We start from the raw sequence: 18045 nt of genomic DNA, 5'->3' as shown, positions 1-18045 counted from the left end.
CCGACGGCAGGTTCGGAGCACACCGGGCGCACGTAATTGTGATCTTCCTCGGGGACACGTCCGAAGCCCACCACCAGAGCTACGGCCGAGCCGTCACGACGAACGCCGTCAGGGTCAGGAGGTACTCACGCTGGTCGCCGTCGAGGCGGAGTACTCACGTGAGTGCGTCGAGGCGGCCTCCAATGCACTGTCGCGCACAACACGTCGGCATGGTCGTCCCGCCCCGGTACGTAAGCCGACGGGCTCGACGCCCGAAGGAAAAGTAATTCGCGACGACACCGGATGCGGCGGCGGCCTGCCCATGGCCTGGAGCCGACCCACCGGTATTGCCAGCAAAGAGGAGGAAGAATGCACACCCGAACGCTCGGACGCGACCTGCATGTCTCCGCCATCGGTCTCGGCGTCATGGGAATGTCCCAGAGCTACGGCCCCAACCCCGGCGATCGTACCGACATGATCGCCGTACTTCGGAGCGCCGTCGACCGCGGAGTCACTTTCTTCGACACCGCGGAGGTGTACGGCCCCTACGTCAACGAAGAGCTCCTCGGAGAAGCCCTCGCTCCGGTGCGGGACCAGGCAGTGATCGCCACCAAGTTCGGATTCCGTATCGAGAACGGCACCCCCGCCGGACTCAACAGCCGGCCCGAGCAGATCCGCGCCGTCGCCACGGCCTCCCTGAAACGGCTCAGGGTCGAAACGCTCGACCTTTTCTACCAACACCGCGTTGATCCTGACGTGCCGATCGAAGACGTCGCCGGAACCGTGGGGGAACTCGTACAGGAAGGTAAGGTGCGCTGCTTCGGGCTTTCGGAAGCCAGTGCGCAGACCATCCGCCGCGCCCACTCGGTCCACCCGGTGACGGCAGTACAGAGCGAGTACTCGCTGTGGACCCGGGACCCCGAGCATGAGGTTCTGCCGACCTGCTCGGAACTCGGCATCGGATTCGTACCCTTCAGCCCGCTCGGCAAGGGGTTCCTGACCGGGACGGTGGACGCGACGACGCCATTCACCGCCGACGACGTCCGCACGAACATTCCACGGTTCACAGCCGAGAACCGGGCGACGAACCAAGCCCTCGTCGACCACGTCACACGGCTTGCGCAGGCCAAGGACGCCACACCGGGGCAGGTCGCGCTCGCCTGGCTCCTCGCGCAGCATCCGTCGATCGTTCCGATCCCCGGAACCCGGCGCACCGCACGCATCGAGGAGAACATCGGCGCGACCCGACTGCCCCTGTCCGCCGACGAACTGGCCGACCTCAACGGACTCGTCGGTCGCGTCGGGGTACAGGGAAACCGCTACAACGAGCACCACATGTCCCTGGTCGACAAGTAGCTTGGCCTATCCATTTCGCCTAGCCGTTTTCCTACACCGCTCCTTCCCCGGGCCCACCCAGTGCCCAGGTTCTCGGCGAACAGTTCGCCAGGGTCGGCCGAGAAGCTGTCGCGGCACACCACCCGTACGACTCCGCGCCGAGCGTGTTCCAGTCCCCACCGGAAGCCTTCGTAGCGTTCGGTGAATTGCGAACCCGTGGGGCCCGGCCCAGTACTGAGAGTCAACGCCGGAATTGGCTGGTCGCCGTCGTGGCGCTGAGCGCGACAGGAGCAGTCCGTCCGACGTCCCTGCACCAGCAAATACGGGATCTGCCACCCTTCCTCTCTCTTTCCCTCGACGATTGAGGAACCCTTCATGCGCATCGACACGCGCGCTCACGTCTACCCCAGCGGCTACCTGGACTTCCTGGCCGACTCGGGCGTCACGACCACCCGCGGCCAGCGCGGGCTCGGGGCCGACGACACAGACAAGGAGCTCGAGGCCCGCTTCTCCCTGATGGACCAGGCCGGTGTGGACCGACAGGTGATCTCCGCCTCACCACTGACGGGCGCACTGCCGGATCCGGACCAGGCCGCCGCGGCCGCGCGCATGATCAACGACCGGTACGTCCACCTGGTGGACCCGTCACCCCGACCGCTTCCTGGCCTTCGTCGTGCTTCCTCTGCCGTACGTCGACGCGGCCTTGGCCGAACTCGACCGCGTCCTCGACGCACCGGGGGTGGTGGGTGCGGCGCTGACCACCTCGGCTGCGGGCCGGGCGCTGACCGACCCGGCCTTCGCACCGGTGTGGCAGGAACTCGACCGCCGCGGCACCGTGATGTACCTCCACCCCGCCGGCGACGGCGTCGCCTCCCCGCAGATCACCGACCACCACCTCACCTGGATGGTCGGCGCGCCCGTGGAGGACACCGTCGTAGCGGCCCAGCTCATCACCCGTGAGTTCGTGACGCGTTACCCCCGTGTGCGCAATCCTCAACTCCCACTTCGGCGGTGCGTTGCCCATGCTGCTGGAGCGGTGGGACAACCTCGCCCACTTCGAGGCCCGTGATGCCCCCCTTCCGCCGAGCCAGGCGGCGCGCCGGATGTGGTACGACACCGTCGCCCACAGTTCCCAGGCGGCACTGCGAGCCGCGGTCCAGGCAGTCGGCGCGGACCGACTCGTCCTCGGCAGCGACTTCCCGTACCAGGGCGGCGAGCACTACCTCGACACCGTCGCCTACATCGAACGGGCCGGCCTCGACGCAGCGGACACCCAGGGCATCCTGGCAGACAACGCCGAAGTGCTTCTTGGACTGGCCTGATCCCTCGGAGGGCTGTCGAGACGATCCGGGGCCGACTGGACAGCGGTGACCGGATGTCAGGACGGGATGGGGGTGGGACCGGCGGACGCCGTCGGTCCCACCCCCATCCCGTGAAGCAGGAATCACTGCCCTTGGCCGGCCGGTCCCTGCGCGACGCCGCGCGAACAAGCGCACAGCGTTGTACCGCGGTACGCGTTGTACCGCGGTACCACCTCATGGAGCGGGTTTCCTCCCGCGGTACCACGGTCTGCTCGACTGCCGCACCTAGCGTCCTTGCAGGGCACCGAAGGGCGGTGGCCCGGTTCGAAGGATGAGCAGATGATCAAGGCACGGAAACTTGCCAAACGCTTCGGGGACAGGACAGCCGTGGCCCGGCTGGACTTCTCGGCAACGTCCGGGAGGGTGAGCGGATCCCTGGGGCCGAGCGGTGCGGGCAGGTCGGTTCCCGGCGGTTCCACCTCTGCTCTCCCCGGCGGGCGTTCATGACCGGGACCAGCCAGGCGCGCCCTATCGGATTCCCTTACGCCAAGGTTCCCGCGCTCACCGCGATCTTCTGGGTCGCCAAGTTGCTCACGACCGGTCTGGGGGAGTCGGCCTCGGACTTCATGTTTCTGGGTGGGCACTGGATCACGCTGATCGTCGCCGTTGTCGCGGTCGTCGGGGCTTTCGTGTGGCAGTTCCGGACCTCCCGGTACCGAGCGGTCCCGTATTGGACCGCGGTCCTGGGCGTCGCCGTGTTCGGCACCGCCGAAGCCGACATCGTGGCCTTCGTCGTCGGCGTACCTCTGCCGCTCGTGGCCGCCGGCTACGCCGCTGCCACCGCTGCCGTACTCGCACTCTGGTACCGGTCAGAAGGGACGCTCTCGGTTCACAGCATCACCACGCGACGCCGCGAGACCTTCTACTGGCTGACCGTCATGTGCAGCTTCGCCCTGGGCACCGCGGCGGGTGACCTGACAGCCAGCACCCTGGGACTCGGCTTTGTGGGCTCGATGGCGTTGTTCGGCGTCGCCATCGTGGTTCCGTGGATCCTCCACCGCCGCGGAACCCTCCATTCGGTCACGGCTTTCTGGGCGGCATACGTCCTCACCCGGCCGCTGGGCGCCTCGGTGGCCGACTGGCTCCTCAAGCCTGTCCACGACGACGGTGAAGGGGGCGGTGGTATCGGCCTCGGGTCAGGCTCTGTCACCTTCGGAGGGCTCCTGCTGTTCGTGGTCCTGGTCGCCTATCTAGCGATCAAGCGCCCTGACGTGCAGGATTCGATCGAGAGTATCGACGCCCCGCGCGTCGCCTCTCCCGCCGAGACGCCGAACGCCTGAGCAGGGGAAGTGCGGGACCGGCCGGCGCCGCTCGTGGTCATGGCTCCATTGCCGACGTGATCCGGGCGTCGCCGGCCAGGATCCTGCGGGACGCCGACCGCGTCGCGCGTGCGACAGCCGCACGCGCCCTCGCCGTCTCCGGAGTGGCGACACTCACTGAGCGCACGGCTCGGCGTCCTTCGCGACCGCCCCGCCTGCTCATCACTGCCGCTCCAGGGGATCGATGGGGTCAGCGGGAGGCCGGAGTTTTACCGACTCCGGGGACGTCTGCCTGCGGTAGTCGCAAGGTGAACGTTGCTCCCTTGCCCAGCCCGTCGGACTCCGCGTTGATGTCTCCGCCGTGGGCTCGGACGATGCCACGGGCGATGGTCAGTCCGATGCCGCTGCCGCCGGCGGCAGCGGTCCGGCCGGGATGTTCGAGGCGTTCGAAGCGGTGGAAGATGCGCTCGAGGTCGTGTTCAGCGATGCCGATACCGTCGTCCATGACACGGACGATCACATGATGCCCGGGCGACGGCTCGGTGCGCGCTGACAGCACCACATGCCCATGCGGATCGGACGCGGCCAATGCGTTACCGAGCAGGTTCACCAGGACCTGCGTGATCCGGTCCGGGTCGCAGAAGGCGGCGACGGGTGTGTCGGCGTCAACGATGAGGGTGACCTTCTGGTCGTCGTACTGGGGGCGCAGTCGCTCGGCTGTGCTCCGAGCCAGCATGGCCACGTCGGTGGACTTGCGGTGGAGATCGAAGGCACCCTCCTCCGACCGTGACAGGCTGGAGAGATCACCGGCAAGGCGCTGCAGCCGGTCGAGGTCATCGGCGAGGGAGGCGAACATCGCCTCGTCGGGGGTGAAGATACCGTCGGCGATGCCCTCGATCTGGCCGCGAAGAATGGTGATCGGGGTGCGCATCTCGTGGGCGACCTCGGAGATCAGCCGGGCGCGGCGGCGCTCGGTGTCGGCGAGGGCAGCTGCCAGCGTGTTGACGTCTTTGACCAGCGCTGCCAGGCCCGGCTCACTGGGAAGTTCGAGGACGTCGTCGTAGTGACCCTCGGCAAGCCGGTGCGTGGCGGCGCGCACCCGGTCGAGCGGACGCAGCAGAAACCGGGACAGGGCGACGGACGCCGGGAAGGCCGCGGCTCCTCCGAACAACAGGCCGACCTGCAGGACCACGTCGCCTTCGATGTCGGCAAAACCGAGCCACACCTCGATCAGCGCGCTGATCGCCGCCATGGCCGCCAGTGCCAGGAGGAGCACCGTGACGTGCGAGAGCACCAGCCGGTTGCGCAGCGACAGACGCTCCTTGATACGGCGCAGCCGCGCACGAGACCGGTGGTAGGCCGGAAAACGGGAGGCAGACATGCATCGGTGTCCTTCCTGGCCGCTAGGCAGGGCGCCCGATGAACCGGTAGCCGATGGTGCGGACGGTCCCAACGAACCGGGGCGCGCCCGCGTCGTCGCCCAGTGCGCGCCGCAGCGTGCGGATGTGCACGTCCACGACGCGCTCGTCACCGAAGAAGTCATCGCCCCACACCTGGGCCAGCAGACCGCGCCGGGTGAAGACCCGCCCGGGGGAACGGGCCATCGCGAACAGGAGATCGAAGTCGAGGGCGGAAAGCTCCACCGTTCGGTCGGCATCGACCAGGACGGTCCGTGTCTCGGGATCGACCGTCAGTCCCTCGAAGCGCAGCACCCCGTCTTCGTGGTCCGCCTCGGACCGGTGGTCGGTGCGTCGCAGGATGGCGCGTACGCGCAGTGCCAGTTCGCGGGGGCTGAACGGCTTGGTGACGTAGTCGTCGCTGCCGGTGGTGAAGCCGATCAGCCGGTCGACCTCCTCGTCGCGGGCAGTCAGCATGATCACCGGAATCTGACTCGCCTCCCGGATACGGCGCAGGACCTGGAATCCGTCCAGTCCCGGAAGCATCACGTCGAGCACCACGAGGTCCGGCCGGTCGCGGGTGACCGCCTGCAGGGCGGACGGCCCGTCCGCGGCTTCGACGACGTGGAACCCGTCCGCCTCCAGGTAGCCGCGCACGGTCATGCGGATCTTGGGTTCGTCATCGACGACCAGAACCCGCTGCGTACTCATCGTGCTCGCTTCCATCGCCGAGGTGGGAGGGGGACGGCCGCTTTGGCCGCGGGGTGACCGGCAGCATCAAGGCAGAGGCCCTCGAATGCGGCCAGCGTACGGTGTCCGTCGCGGCCGGCGACGGAGTGCGGGCTGGTCTCCGCTTGACCAGGACCAGCGTGGGAAACGGATCACGGTGCATCAGCTGACCTTCCACCGCACCCCGCTCCGTCCCGCGGGCCTCCCCCGTCAACCGGCCCCGGCATTTTGCGCAGGTCCCCGGCCGCGCCCCTCAGCGGGGCAGCGGCGGGGTGGGCCGCGGTGGGGGGCGCGGTTCAGCGCGAACCGGCGCGGCGTATACGTGCCTTCAGCTTCGGGAACTGCTCAAGCGCGTTGGTCCGTTCGAGCGCGATCCGCTCGCGCCGACTGTAGATCTCGTCGACGGTCGGTTCGGGGTCGGCCGCCTTGAGGAGCGGCAGGCTGCCCTTGAGGAATGGCATCGTCTCGACGTTGTCGGCCGCGTAGAGGTGGCGGGTCGCCGGCCAGTCGCTGCCGAACATGATGTGGTCGGCGGGCACCAGGGACGACAGCGGCTGCAACTGCGCGGCGGTGAACGCCTGTGCGTTGTCGAAGAACAGCCGCTTGATGTAGGTGAGGGGGCCTTCCGGCAGCACCTCGTTGAACGGCGGGAAGGCGGAGTGCCGGGTCGCGAGCCGGTAAGCCAGGAACGGCAGTGCCCCGCCGCTGTGGGTGAAGTGCCAGCGGATGTTCGGGTAGTCCCGCAGGACGCCGTTGTAGATGAGGCTCGTCATCGCACGGGTCGCGTCGAAGGTGTACTCGAAGACGTTGTTGCCGGCCGGGATGTCGGGGCCGAAGCAGAGCTTGGGAGCCGGGTTGTTCTCCGGACCCGTCGGGTGGACGTAAACGTAGGCACCGCGGTCATTGAGGATCTCGTACAGCGGCGCGAAGGACGGATCCCCCAGGTAGGTGCCCTTGTAGTTGGTGAGCAGGCAGATGCCGTCGAGATCCAGTTCGCCGAGCGCGCGGTCCACCTCGGCCACGGAGCCCTCGATGTCAGGCATCGGGGTGACCGCGAAGATCCCGAACCGGTCACCGCGGGTCTGCACGAGGTCGCGAGCGTAGTCGTTGACCGCGCGGGCGGTGGCGCGCCGGTCGTCGACCGGTCCGACGGTGACCTGGAGGTCGCCGAACGACAGGACGCTGGCCTGGATCCGGTACTGGTCCATGAAGGCCAGGTGCCGGTCGACCGACCACGGACCGTACGCCCCGGTGATCGCGCCGAGGAGGCCGTAGCGCTTCAGGTAGTCGTTGTACACGTCCGGGGAGTAGTGCGCGTGGGTGTCGATACGCCAGTTGCCCTTCGGTAGTCCCGGACCGGCCGATGCCGTCTCCGGACTGGCCATGGCAGCGGGCACAGTGGCCGCAGCCGCCGTGACGAGCGCCGCAGCCGACGCCCCTTCGATCATCCTTCGACGCGAGATGTTCCGTCGATGGTTCATTTCCGGTACTCCTCTTCGCTCTGTGTGCGAGTCAGGTCGTATGTGCTTGCGTCACGGTGCTGTCGCCAGGCCGGCACGGCTCCAGGCCGAATGGAGAGCGCAAGCGGCCAAGTCGCTTCTCGGCCGGGCGGGTTGCCGCTAACAGATCGGTCCAGCGCTCAGCCGTGGGCACCGGCCGGCAGTCGGCTTCGGAGCGGCTGCGAGCAAACGTCGCCGAGACCGCTGCCGAACAGGCCGGCGGTTTCTTCATGCAACGCCTCATCGCCGACCTCGTGCCCAGCCGGGTTCACGTGCTGGCCGGCCCAAGCCGAAGGAACGTGCCGCACAGCAGGGTGATCAACGGTGTCCACCGGCGGGACGAGGAGTACGCGCATGACCGTCAGACAACAGGCGGCCCATAAAGCACCTACCACTCAGCGCATGAAGCTTCTATGAAGCCAATCGGCGGACGTGCAGGGTGCGAGTGTCGCCCCGCTGCGGCTGCGAGGCTCACTCGGCAACGGTCGCGAGACCGGCAGACACGACGACGCCTTCGGTGACTACTCCTGGGCGTCCTGCGGTGTGTCGGCGGTCTGCAGCGTGGTGATCCATTGGGTCACGACGGTGTCGATGAAGGTGTCGGTGACCTGGCCGCGGTCGAGGAAGAGGCGGGCGAGGACGGGCCCGTACAGCAGGGTGAACTCGTCTTCGCTGATCTGGATGCCGGAGGGTTCCAGCAGCCTGTTGAAGCCGACGTGGCGGTCTTCGCCGATGCGGACGAGCGCCCGGGCACTGTCGGGGTCGTGGTCGGCCTGGGCGGTGACGGCCAGGGCGGCGGTTCGCACGGCCGGCACGCTGACGCCGGCGCGCAGGCTCTTCAGCCAGGCGGTGGCCACCGCGCGCACGTCGCTGCCGGGTTCGGGGTAGGTGCCGAGGTCGGGGCCTTCGAGGACGAGGTCGAAGAGCAGCGCGGCTCGCGTGGGCCAGTGCCGGTAGAGGGTCTGGCGGGTGACGTCCGACCGCTCGGCCAGCAGGGCGTAGGTCAGCCCGGCCGGTCCGACCTGGGGCAGCAGTTCCCGGGCGACGGCCAGCACACGGTTGCGGGTGCGCTGCACGCGCGGGTTGCTCTGGGTCGGCTGCCGGCGGTGGAGGGGCTGCTTCATGCCGCCACCCTACCGGCACATCATACGGCGCGTGTGATTGACGTCACACGCCCAAATCATACGCTCCGTGTGATAGACCTGAGGAAGTAATCACACGCACTGGATGATTCTCGTGCGTCGGCGCATTCGAAAGGCAGACCGCCATGTCACCTCGCACCCTGACCGCACCCACGTTCTCCCGCACCCGCCTCGGCTCCGGCCCCGGCCTGCTCCTCGCCCACGGCGCCGGCAGCAGCCTGGCCGGCACCTACGGCCCCGTGCTGGAAGCCCTCGCCGCCCGCCACACGATCGTCGGCATCGACTACCCCGGCAGCGGCGACACCCCCCGCTCCACCACCGCGCTGTCCGTCGACGACCTCGCCGACCAGCTCGTCGCCGCCGCCGACGCGGAGGGCCTGGACCGCTTCGCCGTGTCCGGCTACTCCCTCGGCGGCCCGGTCGCCATCCGCGCCGCCGCACGCCACCCCGAGCGCGTCACCGCACTCGTCCTGACCGCCGCCTTCCCCCACCGCGACAACCGGCTCGCTCTCGCCTCCTCGATCCAGAGCAAGATCGCCGCATCCGGCGACCGTGAACTGCTCGCCGAATTCCTCCTTATGACGGCCCTGGGCACCCAGGCACTGGAGTCCATGCCGGCCGAGCAGCTGCAGCAGACCCTCGGCCACGTCGCCGCCGGCACGGCCGACGGCAGCCCCGAGCAGACCGACCTCGTCGGCCAGGTCGACGTCCGTGACGACCTCGCCGGCATCACGGTCCCCACCCTGGTCGTCTCGACCACCGACGACCGCCTCGTCTCCACCGCCCTGCACCGCCACCTCGCCCAGACCATCCCCGGCGCCCAACTCGCGGACATCGCCACCGGCCACCTGCCGATGCTGGAGCGGACCGAGGAGTGGCTGCACCTCATCACCGACTTCCTCGACAAGCACCACGCCTGAACGCACGCCACCGGCGGCGCCCCAGTACCTGGCACCTCACCAGGGCCGATCACAACTCATCACACCAGAGTCCATGGAGGAATCATGCTCAGCTTCGGCCACCTCGACGAGTCCACCCAGTTCCGCGACCAGCAGAAGGAGAAGGCCGGCCCGGTCACCATCATCAACACCTTTGTCGCCCCGGAAGGCAAGGAGGCCGAGGTGGTGGCCGCCTGGACGGACGACGCGGAGTACATGAAGAAGTCGGGGAACCTGCTCTCGGTGCAGCTGTACCGGGGCATCGCAGGCAGCCGCCTGTTCACCAACGTCGCGGTCTGGAAATCCACCGACCACCTCCGTGCGGCACTCGGCACGCCGGAATTCGCCTCGCACCTGGCGCGCTACCCGGCCGGTACCGTCGCCTACCCGCACCTGTACCAGAAGTTCGCGGTCGAGGGCATCTGCGAAGGCGAATGACGACCGCTGAGGTGATGGCGGCGAGCGCCGTCACACTGCCTCGACGGAGTCTGTTTTGCCACGGACGACGTCCCGCAGCCGCTTCTTGTCGATCTTGCCGACCTTCGTCAGCGGCAACTCGTCCACGACCAGCAGGTCCTCGGGGAGTTTGTAGCGGGCCACCTGCATCGCGGTGAGGGCGGCACGGACCGACTCGAGGCTCAAGTGGGTCCCCGGCTCGACGACCACGACCGCGCACACCCGCTCCCCCAGGTCGGGGTCGGTCTTCGCGACGGCCGCGACGCGGGCGACACCGGGCAGGCGGTAGATGAGGTTCTCGACCTCCTCGGCGGAGATCTTCTCGCCGCCCCGGTTGATGAGGTCCTTGTCTCGTCCTTCGACGACGAAATTGCCCGACGGGTGCAGCCGGACGACGTCACCGGTGCGGTACCAACCGTCGGAGGTGAACGCACGGGCGTTGTGCTCGGCAGCCCGGTAGTAGCCGCGTGGGGTGTACGGGCCGCGGGTGAGCAGGGCGCCCATCTCTCCAGGTGGGACCGGGTTGTCGGAGGCGTCAACGACAAGGACCTCGTCGTCCGGGCACATGGGTCGCCCCTGCGTCTCGATCTTGATGTTGTCGGGGTCGTCGGGGCGCGTGTAGTTCAGCAGCCCCTCTGCCATGCCGAACACCTGCTGGAGTGTGCCGCCGAGCACGGGTTCGGCGCGGCGGGCGACCTCCGGCGCGAGGCGGGCGCCACCCACCTGCAACAGCCGTAGTGCGGGCGGGGCGGGGTGGCGGCCGGAGGCCACCGCGTCGATCCAGCGCTGGACGACGGCCGGCACGGCGGCGGTGGCCGTCACGCCCTCGGCGGCCATCAGCGGCAGCACCTTGCCGGGCTCCGGGGTACGGGCCAGGACGACCCGGCCACCGTTCATGAGGGTCCCCAGGATGCCGGGGCAGGCCAGGGGGAAGTTGTGTCCGGCGGGCAGCGACACCAGGTAGACGGAGTCGGAGTCAAGGCCGCACACCTCGGCGCTGCGCCGCGCGTTGTACTCGTAGTCGTCATGAGTGCGCGTGATGAGCTTCGGCAGTCCGGTCGTGCCGCCGGAGAGCAGGAAGACGGCGATGTCGCCGCTGTCCGGGGCGATCCGGTCGAGCCGGGCCCGTGCGGCGACAGGGTCGTCGGCCGGTTCGGCCAGGGCGCGCAGATCCGTGGCGTCGGTGCCTGGCGTGCCGCCCGCAACAAGCAACAGCCGTACGCTCGGGGTGGCTTCGGCGACCTCCCGTCCCAGGGCCTGGTGGTCGAAGTCGCCGAGTCGGTCCGGTACGGCGATCGAGGTGACCTCGGCATGGGCGGCCAGGTAGCGCAGTTCGTGACCGCGGTGCGCGGGCATCGCCATCACGGGAGCGATTCCGGCCCGCAGACAGGCAAGGGTGAGTGTGACGAACTCCCAGCCGTTGGGCAGCTGGACGAGCATCGCGTCACCGGGGTTGAGACCGCTGTCCAGCAGGCTGCATGCCAATCCGTCGGCCCTGTAGGCGAGTTGACGGTACGTCAGGCGGGTGTCGCCGTCCACGACGGCCACCGTGTCGTCGTAGGTCTCGGCCCATTCGTGGAGGTACGAGCCGAGCGGCCTGCCACGCCAGTACCCGGCCTCGCGGTAGCGGTCGGCCGCCTCCTTGGGCCAGGGCACGAATCCCTCACGCGTCATCGGATCCTCCTTGATCCCGGGGGTCACGCAGCAGCAGTACGGCGTCGAGCGCGACGACGTCGCCGTCGGGCAGGACGCGCAAAGGGTTGATCTCGCACTCGGCCACGGTGTTGTCGGCGGCGAGGGAAGCCAGGGCGAGCAGCACGTGGGTGAGTCGCGCGCGGTCGACCGGGGTGGCGCCGCGCGCGCCGAGGAACAACTGGCGGGTGGCGAGCTCGTCGAGCATCGCGTGCGCCTCGTTCGCGGACAGAGGCGCGAGGCGCAGGGAGACGTCGCCGAGGATTTCGGCGGCCGTTCCCCCGGCGCCCAGAGCCAGCACGGGGCCGAAGACCGGGTCGCGGCGTACGCCGACGATGAGTTCGGGTCCCGCGGGGGCCATCTGTTCCACCAGCAGCGCGGGGCTTGCGGGCATACGGGCGAGGGCGTCGTCGAGCTCTTCGTGCGTGCGGATTCCGACCTGGACCCCGCCGACCTCCGTCTTGTGCAGGATCGCCGCGTCGAGGATCTTCACGACGACCGGCCCGCCGAGCTCGTCGAGGGCCGCGTGCGCCGCGGCGGGGTCGGCGCACGCGCGCCGTACGGGCGTACGGATGCCCAGGTCCGCGAGGACTTCCTTGGCGGTGTGTTCGTCGACCGGGCCCGGCGGGGGCAGGGTGGGGGCATCGGAGGCGGTGAGGACGGCCTCCAGCCGGGTGCGGGCTGCCGCGTCCTCGACGAGGGCGCGCACCATCGCCGATCCGGAGGCCGGCGTGGCCGCGCAGGGAATGCCGGCTTCGCCGAGTTCACGGCGGGTGCGCCGCGCCTGCTCCACGGGTCCGCCGACGACGGCGACGAGCGGGGTGGCCGTACGGGCGGCGGTCAGCGCGGCCGGGAGGTCCACCGCCGTGGGTTCCAGCAGCCCGTACACGGCGGTGACGTCGATGCCGGGGTCCTCCGAGACCCGCTCCACCACCTGCGTGAGCACGGGCGAAGGGCGGCCGGTGTCGACGGGGTTGTTCAGATAGGTGAGGGCCGGAAGCAGCTCACGCAGCTCCTTCACCGTCCGTTCGACCAGCGGCGGAACCTGGATGCCGTGAGAGCGCAGGTCGTCCGTGAGCAGCAGTCCGGGCCCGGCCTGTGCGGTGACCAGGCCGATGCCTGGGCGTGGGTTGGCCGGGAGGCGTACGCGGCTGAGCGCGGTGACGGCGTCGACGAGGTCGCGTTCGTCGTCGACGAGGACGGCCCCGGCTTGGCGCAGGGCTGTCCTGGTCACGCGCCAGGAGGTGGCCAGGGCGCCGGTGTGGGAGCGGGCGAAGTCGCCGATGTCGCTGCGACCCACGACCAGGGCCACCACGGGGACACGATCGGTCAGGCGGCGTACCGCCTCGGTGAGGCGGCGGCCTTCCGCGGCGGTCTCCACGTGCAGGGCGACGGCCCGTACGCCGTCGTCCTCGGCGAGGTGGTTCAGCACGTCGGCCTGGGTGACGTCCAGGCTGTTGCCGAGGCCGATGCCGAGGCGCAGGCCGACCCCAGTCTCGGCGAGGGCGAAGGCCAGGGCGTGGTTGACGCCGCCGCTCGCGGCCACGACCGCCACCGGACCCGGTTCCAGGTCGGACGCGCCTGGGACGAAACTGGCCGTGAGCCGTCGGTGGGGGGCGAGGAAGCCCGAGGTGTTCGGTCCGAGGACCCGGATGCCGGTGTCCCGCACCACCTCGGCCAGCGCCTGCTGGTGCAGCGCACCCTCGCCCCCTGCTTCCGCGAACCCGCCGGCGCACACGAGTGCGGCGCGGGCACCGACGGCTGCCGCCTCGCGCAGGGCGTCGGCGGTCACGGCGGCCGGGATGCAGGAGACGACCAAGTCGGGTGTGATGCCGTGGGCTGCGGCGGCCGCACCGACGGTGGGGAAGAAGCCCCGGTCGGGGTCCGGGCGGCCGGAGTTGACCTTCATCACCGGCCCCGGGAAGGAGGACAGGGAGTCGGTCATCGCCGCGCCGAGCTTCCCGGGCGTGGCCGATGCGCCGAGCACGGCGATGGCTCGGGGTGCGAACAGCGCGTCCAGGGCGCTCACTTGACGTCTCCGATGAGGTCGGCCCGGCCGGAGAGCACGAGCGTGGTCGCGGTGTCGTCGTCGTAGGGGCCGATGACCGCGGCGGGCAGGTTGTGCACGAGCCGGGCCTCCTCCGCGACCAGTACGCGGGTCAGTTCCGTACCGCCGCGTACGCCGACGAGCAGGACGCCCGCCTCTGCCGTCTCACGCACCTGATCAAGGGCGAGCGGCAACCCCTCCTCGGTGTCCGGGGCATCGACCCACACGCCCGCCCCGAACGACTGATTGCTGAAGGGGACCATCGGGATGCCGGTGCCGTCGGTCCCGGTCAGGAGGTCGTCGCCGACCGTCACCCGGCGCGAGGGAAGGCGGTACGGGCCGACCCGGAAAGGCGTCTTCAGGGGCCCCGCCTCGTGGTGTCGCCGCCACCATCCGTCGACGCGGTCCACGTAGGAGGCGTCGCGCACGGCGAGTTTGCCGCGCGGGATGCTGCGGGTGAGGAAGTGGAAAGCGAACTGTGTCGGGTCGTCGAGCGTACGGACGTAGCGGCCGAAGTGCTCCCACCAGGACAGGCTGGGCCGCGCCGAGTTCTGGATCCTCTCGACCTTGGGGCGGCGGCGCGACTCGTAGGCCTCCAGTGCCTCCGGCACGCTGTGCGGGGCCTCTCCCAGGGCTTCGGCAAGGGCCACGGCGTCCTCCATCGCCATCTTGGTGCCGGACCCTACGGAGAAGTGGGCGGTGTGCGCCGCGTCGCCCAGCAGTACCCACTTCCCGCGCCGCCACGAACTGGCTTTGCGAGTGGCGAAGTTGGCCCAGCGGGAGTTGTTGCCGACCAGCGGATGTCCGTCGATCTGTTCGCGGAAGAGGTCTTCCAGGTAGTGCTTGGTCTTCTCGTCGCTCGTGCCCGGCGGGGTCGACGGATCGAAGGCGTCGAGTCCGGCCCTGGCCCAGGAGTCGGCGTCGGTCTCGACGATGAAGGTGCTCAACGAGTCGCTGATCGGATAGGCGTGGGCGGCGAAGACACCGTGGGGGCCATCCTGGTGGACGAAAGTGAGCCCGTCGAACATGTAAGTGGTGCCGAACCAGATGAACTTCGCGCTCGCCACCTCGGCGGTCGGTCCGAAGTCGTCGGCGAACAGGGTGCGGAAACGGCTGTTGGCGCCGTCGCACACCACGACCACGTCGAAGTCGTCCAGTTCGGCGGGATCGCTGACCTCATGCTGGAAGCGCATCTGCACGCCCTCGGCGCGGGCCCGTTCCTGCAACAGGCTCAGCAGCGTCTTGCGGACCACGGCCGCCATGCCCATGCCGCCGACGCGCTCCCGTGCGCCGTGCACGCGGACCTCGATGTCGTCCCAGTGCCGGCCGTGCTTCTCCAGCGCCTCGCTGAGGACGGGATCGGCGGCGTCGATGGCGTCGAGGGTGGCGTCGGAGAAGACCACCCCGAAGCCGAACGTGTCGTCGGGGCGGTTGCGTTCGAACACCACGACCTCGGCTCCGGGCAGGCTCCGTTTCAGCAGTGTGGCGAAGAACAGCCCTCCGGGTCCCGCACCGATGCAGGCAACTTTCATAATCTTTCCTTCGCGCTCACAGCCACGCGGGCAGTTGGGGTACGGAACCGCCGTCGGCGGGGTGCAGGGGGCCGGGCACGGGACGCCCGGTCGCGTAGGCGGCCAGTCGGCTCAGGTCACCGCTCACCACAACCGGCTCCGCGCCGCCGGGTGCTCCCAGGAGCCAGGTGCGGTCGGCGTCCTCGGCCCGCAGTTCGACGGGAGGACAGTCGGGGCGGGCCCGGAGGGAGGCGGTCACGTCGTCGAGGAGCGCGTCGCACACCTCGTGCGGCACATCGTCGAAGGTGCTGTCGATGTCCAGGTCGACGGCGTGGACCCACACCTCACGCACCCGCATCCAGGCCACCTGGGAGGCGGGCACCTCACGCCCTCGCGCGGTGCGGACCGTCGCCGCCCAGCACTCGTCGGGGAGTGCGGCGAGTTCCGCGGCAAGACGGCCGTCGGCCGCGAGCAGTGCCGCCCGTAGTTCTGCGGTCGGCCGCCGGGCGCCCTCCTCTATCTCACGCGCCCGCTGGTCGCCACTGGCGTACATGGGCGTCTCGACACCGGTCCGCGCCCAGGTCAGCAGGTTGACGAGCGCGTCGGCGTTGCGGGCGACATGGGCGACGAGGTGGGCCCTGCTCCAGCCCGGCAGGTACGAGGCCCTGGTGAATCCCGGGCCGGTCAGCCGGTGCACGGCGGCTTCGAAGGCCGCCGTGCCCTTGGCCGCCTGCTCCAGCATGACTGCCGGGCGTGCGCTCACCGAGTCTCCCGGCGGCAGGTGTTGCGGGTCTCACCGATGCCCTCGATCCGGGTGACGAGGCGCGTACCGTCCTGCAGATAGCGGGCCGGCTTGCGGGCGTGGCCGACCCCACCCGGAGTGCCGGTGGCGATCACGTCGCCCGGCACGAGGGTGACGATCTCGGACAGGTACGCGACCAGTGCGACCGGATCGAAGACGAGGTCACCGGTATCGGCCTTCTGGACCGTGTCGCCGTCGACCTCACAGGTCAGGCTCAGGCCCTGGGCGGACGCCGCGGTGTCGTCGGCCGTGACCAGCCAGGGTCCGATGGGGGTGGTGGCCTCGAAGGTCTTGCCCTGGTCCCACTGGGTGGTGCGGTACTGCCAGTCGCGGGCGGTGACGTCGTTGAGCACGGTGTACCCGGCGATCGCGGCCCGTGCCTGCTCGGTATCGGCGTGCCGGACCTCGGCACCGATGACGACGCCGAGTTCGGCTTCCCAGTCCATCTGCGTGGAGGAGGCGGGCAGGGTCACGTCGTCGTAGGCGCCGACCAGCGCTCGCGCGAACTTGGAGAACAGTGTGGGGTGCGAGGGGAGTTCGCGGCCCATCTCCAGAATGTGAGTGCGGTAGTTGAGGCCAACGCATACGACCTTCTCCGGGGCGACGACCACGGGGGCGTAATCCAGGGCGCCTTCGTACGTCTCACCGGCGGCGTCCGCGGCACGCGCGGCCCAGTCGGTGTGGCGCAGGAAGGCCACCAGGTCACTCTCGCCGAGGTCCACGGCCTTGTCCTCGTCGACGCGGACGGCGCGCGTGGTGCCGTTGACGCGGATGGTGGCGAGCTTCACTTCTGTTCTCCTCGGGAGGTGCGGGCGAGGCCCAGGGCCTCGTAGACGGGCTCGTCGCTGAAGCGGAAAAAGTCGACCTGGGTGCGGGCGGACAGTGAGACCTCGCACCAGGACGGGACGACGAACAGGTCGCCCTTGGCGATCTCGAAGACCTTGTCACCGACGTGGGCGACCGCCTCGCCCTCGAACACCTGCCAGACCGCGGAGCCGACCGTGCGCACCGGGACGGTCTGCGTGCCGGCCCGCAGTCGGCGCATCTCGGTGCGCATCGTGACCAGGGCGTCCCTGCCGGTGGTGGGGTTGGAGAAGCGGATCCCGGCGTGCCCGGGCTCGATCACGCCGGGTACGCCTTCGTCCTCCAGTTCCAGCTGGGCGGTCAGGGCGGCGTCGGTGTGTTCCCAGCGGTAGGCGTTCAGCGGGGAGTTGGGCTGGTCGGGCCGGCTGATCGGGCGCAGTCCGGGCTGCCCCCACAGCCGTTCGCCGCGCGAGCGCTCGGGGGTATCGCGGGTGGAGAGCTCGTCGGGGCCGAACTCGAAGAAGCCGCCGTCGAGTTGGGAGACGAGCGGGATGTCGAGGCCGTCGAGCCAGGCCATCGGCTCATCGGTGACGTTCTGGTGCTCGTGGAACGCCCAGCTCGGCGTGAGCAGCAGGTCACCGCGCCGCATCGCGACCGCGTCCCCGTCGACGTTGGTCCACACGCCTTCGCCTTCGAGTACGAACCGGAAGGCTCCCTGGCTGTGCCGGTGCGACGGGGCGACCTCGCGCGGGCCCAGGTACTGGATCGCGGTCCACAGGGTCGGAGTGGCGTAAGGAAGGCCCCGAAGGCCGGGGTTGGACAGGGCCATGGCGCGGCGCTCGCCGCCACGCCCCACCGGCACGAGCTCTCCGGAGCGCTGCGCGATGGGCAGCAGCTCCGCCCACCGCCACAGGTGCGGGACCGCGTCGGGCTGCGGCGACATCGGCATGAGGCCGTCCACCTGCATCCACAGCGGGATCAGGCCCGCGTCCTCGAAGTCCGCGTACAGCTCGTCGAGCAGCTTGCGCTCGGTCTGTTCGCTGGTGGTATCGGTCACGGAAACCTCCACGTCGTGTGTTCGGCGACCGCCGTAA

General features: G+C 69.7%; 14 protein-coding genes and 1 pseudogene. 5 read left to right on the top strand and 10 right to left on the bottom strand.

What is annotated here, in order from left to right:
* Nucleotides 1-348: 348 nt before the first annotated feature.
* The 3 genes and pseudogenes from ACIPFH_RS16960 to ACIPFH_RS16950 all read left to right on the top strand — a co-directional run bounded on the left by ACIPFH_RS16960 (nucleotide 349) and on the right by ACIPFH_RS16950 (nucleotide 3955).
* Nucleotides 349-1335: an aldo/keto reductase gene (locus ACIPFH_RS16960; RefSeq protein ID WP_401827276.1), complete on the top strand. Its 987-nt coding sequence runs from the start codon at nucleotides 349-351 to the stop codon at nucleotides 1333-1335.
* Nucleotides 1336-1987: 652 nt separating this feature from the next.
* Nucleotides 1988-2636, top strand: a pseudogene (locus ACIPFH_RS16955) (amidohydrolase family protein).
* 482 nt (nucleotides 2637-3118) lie between these two features.
* Nucleotides 3119-3955, top strand: coding sequence for a hypothetical protein (locus ACIPFH_RS16950; RefSeq protein WP_401827274.1), 837 nt, complete (start codon nucleotides 3119-3121; stop codon nucleotides 3953-3955).
* A 229-nt stretch (nucleotides 3956-4184) separates the two neighbouring features.
* Here the strand turns inward: ACIPFH_RS16950 and ACIPFH_RS16945 are convergent, their stop codons facing one another.
* From ACIPFH_RS16945 to ACIPFH_RS16930, 4 genes are all read right to left on the bottom strand, one after another.
* Nucleotides 4185-5186, bottom strand: a complete 1002-nt coding sequence (locus tag ACIPFH_RS16945; RefSeq protein WP_401828043.1) for a sensor histidine kinase — start codon at nucleotides 5184-5186, stop codon at nucleotides 4185-4187.
* A gap of 151 nt (nucleotides 5187-5337) precedes the next feature.
* The gene (locus ACIPFH_RS16940; RefSeq protein WP_401827273.1) at nucleotides 5338-6042 is read right to left on the bottom strand and encodes a response regulator transcription factor; all 705 of its coding nucleotides are present in this window, start codon (nucleotides 6040-6042) and stop codon (nucleotides 5338-5340) included.
* Nucleotides 6043-6356: 314 nt separating this feature from the next.
* Entirely contained in the window at nucleotides 6357-7445 is a 1089-nt protein-coding gene (locus ACIPFH_RS16935) for an amidohydrolase family protein (RefSeq protein WP_401827271.1), read from the bottom strand.
* 635 nt (nucleotides 7446-8080) lie between these two features.
* On the bottom strand, nucleotides 8081-8683 hold the full coding sequence (locus tag ACIPFH_RS16930; RefSeq protein WP_401827269.1) for a TetR/AcrR family transcriptional regulator: 603 nt from the start codon (nucleotides 8681-8683) through the stop codon (nucleotides 8081-8083).
* A 143-nt stretch (nucleotides 8684-8826) separates the two neighbouring features.
* Here ACIPFH_RS16930 and ACIPFH_RS16925 point away from each other — a divergent pair, with 143 nt between their 5' ends.
* Nucleotides 8827-9621: an alpha/beta fold hydrolase gene (locus tag ACIPFH_RS16925; RefSeq protein ID WP_401827267.1), complete on the top strand. Its 795-nt coding sequence runs from the start codon at nucleotides 8827-8829 to the stop codon at nucleotides 9619-9621.
* An 84-nt stretch (nucleotides 9622-9705) separates the two neighbouring features.
* Complete coding sequence (locus ACIPFH_RS16920; RefSeq protein ID WP_401827265.1) at nucleotides 9706-10077, top strand: antibiotic biosynthesis monooxygenase family protein; 372 nt, start codon at nucleotides 9706-9708, stop codon at nucleotides 10075-10077.
* 30 nt (nucleotides 10078-10107) lie between these two features.
* Here ACIPFH_RS16920 and ACIPFH_RS16915 read toward each other — a convergent pair whose 3' ends face one another.
* The 6 genes from ACIPFH_RS16915 to ACIPFH_RS16890 are packed head-to-tail and all read right to left on the bottom strand — an operon-like array spanning nucleotide 10108 to nucleotide 18008.
* The gene (locus tag ACIPFH_RS16915; protein WP_401827264.1) at nucleotides 10108-11769 is read right to left on the bottom strand and encodes a (2,3-dihydroxybenzoyl)adenylate synthase; all 1662 of its coding nucleotides are present in this window, start codon (nucleotides 11767-11769) and stop codon (nucleotides 10108-10110) included.
* Complete coding sequence (locus ACIPFH_RS16910) at nucleotides 11759-13816, bottom strand: acetate--CoA ligase family protein (RefSeq protein WP_401827262.1); 2058 nt, start codon at nucleotides 13814-13816, stop codon at nucleotides 11759-11761. The genes ACIPFH_RS16915 and ACIPFH_RS16910 overlap by 11 nt, the downstream gene beginning before the upstream one ends.
* Complete coding sequence (locus ACIPFH_RS16905; protein ID WP_401827261.1) at nucleotides 13813-15366, bottom strand: FAD-dependent monooxygenase; 1554 nt, start codon at nucleotides 15364-15366, stop codon at nucleotides 13813-13815. The genes ACIPFH_RS16910 and ACIPFH_RS16905 overlap by 4 nt, the downstream gene beginning before the upstream one ends.
* Before the next feature lie 16 nt (nucleotides 15367-15382).
* Entirely contained in the window at nucleotides 15383-16108 is a 726-nt protein-coding gene (locus tag ACIPFH_RS16900; RefSeq protein WP_401827260.1) for a maleylpyruvate isomerase family mycothiol-dependent enzyme, read from the bottom strand.
* Nucleotides 16105-16935 (bottom strand): fumarylacetoacetate hydrolase family protein, encoded by an 831-nt coding sequence (locus tag ACIPFH_RS16895; protein ID WP_401827259.1) that lies wholly within the window; start codon nucleotides 16933-16935, stop codon nucleotides 16105-16107. The genes ACIPFH_RS16900 and ACIPFH_RS16895 overlap by 4 nt, the downstream gene beginning before the upstream one ends.
* Nucleotides 16932-18008 (bottom strand): cupin domain-containing protein, encoded by a 1077-nt coding sequence (locus ACIPFH_RS16890; RefSeq protein ID WP_401827258.1) that lies wholly within the window; start codon nucleotides 18006-18008, stop codon nucleotides 16932-16934. Before ACIPFH_RS16890 ends, ACIPFH_RS16895 begins: the two co-directional genes overlap by 4 nt.
* Between the last annotated feature and the right edge of the window lie 37 nt (nucleotides 18009-18045).

The organism is Streptomyces sp. NPDC088157 (assembly GCF_044741545.1).
In the GTDB taxonomy this organism is placed as follows: Bacteria; Actinomycetota; Actinomycetes; order Streptomycetales; family Streptomycetaceae; genus Streptomyces.
The sequence above is the reverse complement of the archived record's forward strand: the minus strand, read 5'-3'. Positions and strand labels throughout refer to the sequence as shown.

What these genes read in the sequence shown, in the direction of transcription:
- ACIPFH_RS16960 (WP_401827276.1), top strand. Translation starts at nt 349, where the DNA reads ATGCACACCCGAACGCTCGGACGCGACCTGCATGTCTCCGCCATCGGT.
- ACIPFH_RS16950 (WP_401827274.1), top strand. Translation starts at nt 3,119, where the DNA reads ATGACCGGGACCAGCCAGGCGCGCCCTATCGGATTCCCTTACGCCAAG.
- ACIPFH_RS16945 (WP_401828043.1), bottom strand. Translation starts at nt 5,186, where the DNA reads ATGGCGGCGATCAGCGCGCTGATCGAGGTGTGGCTCGGTTTTGCCGAC.
- ACIPFH_RS16940 (WP_401827273.1), bottom strand. Translation starts at nt 6,042, where the DNA reads ATGAGTACGCAGCGGGTTCTGGTCGTCGATGACGAACCCAAGATCCGC.
- ACIPFH_RS16935 (WP_401827271.1), bottom strand. Translation starts at nt 7,445, where the DNA reads ATGGCCAGTCCGGAGACGGCATCGGCCGGTCCGGGACTACCGAAGGGC.
- ACIPFH_RS16930 (WP_401827269.1), bottom strand. Translation starts at nt 8,683, where the DNA reads ATGAAGCAGCCCCTCCACCGCCGGCAGCCGACCCAGAGCAACCCGCGC.
- ACIPFH_RS16925 (WP_401827267.1), top strand. Translation starts at nt 8,827, where the DNA reads ATGTCACCTCGCACCCTGACCGCACCCACGTTCTCCCGCACCCGCCTC.
- ACIPFH_RS16920 (WP_401827265.1), top strand. Translation starts at nt 9,706, where the DNA reads ATGCTCAGCTTCGGCCACCTCGACGAGTCCACCCAGTTCCGCGACCAG.
- ACIPFH_RS16915 (WP_401827264.1), bottom strand. Translation starts at nt 11,769, where the DNA reads ATGACGCGTGAGGGATTCGTGCCCTGGCCCAAGGAGGCGGCCGACCGC.
- ACIPFH_RS16905 (WP_401827261.1), bottom strand. Translation starts at nt 15,366, where the DNA reads ATGAAAGTTGCCTGCATCGGTGCGGGACCCGGAGGGCTGTTCTTCGCC.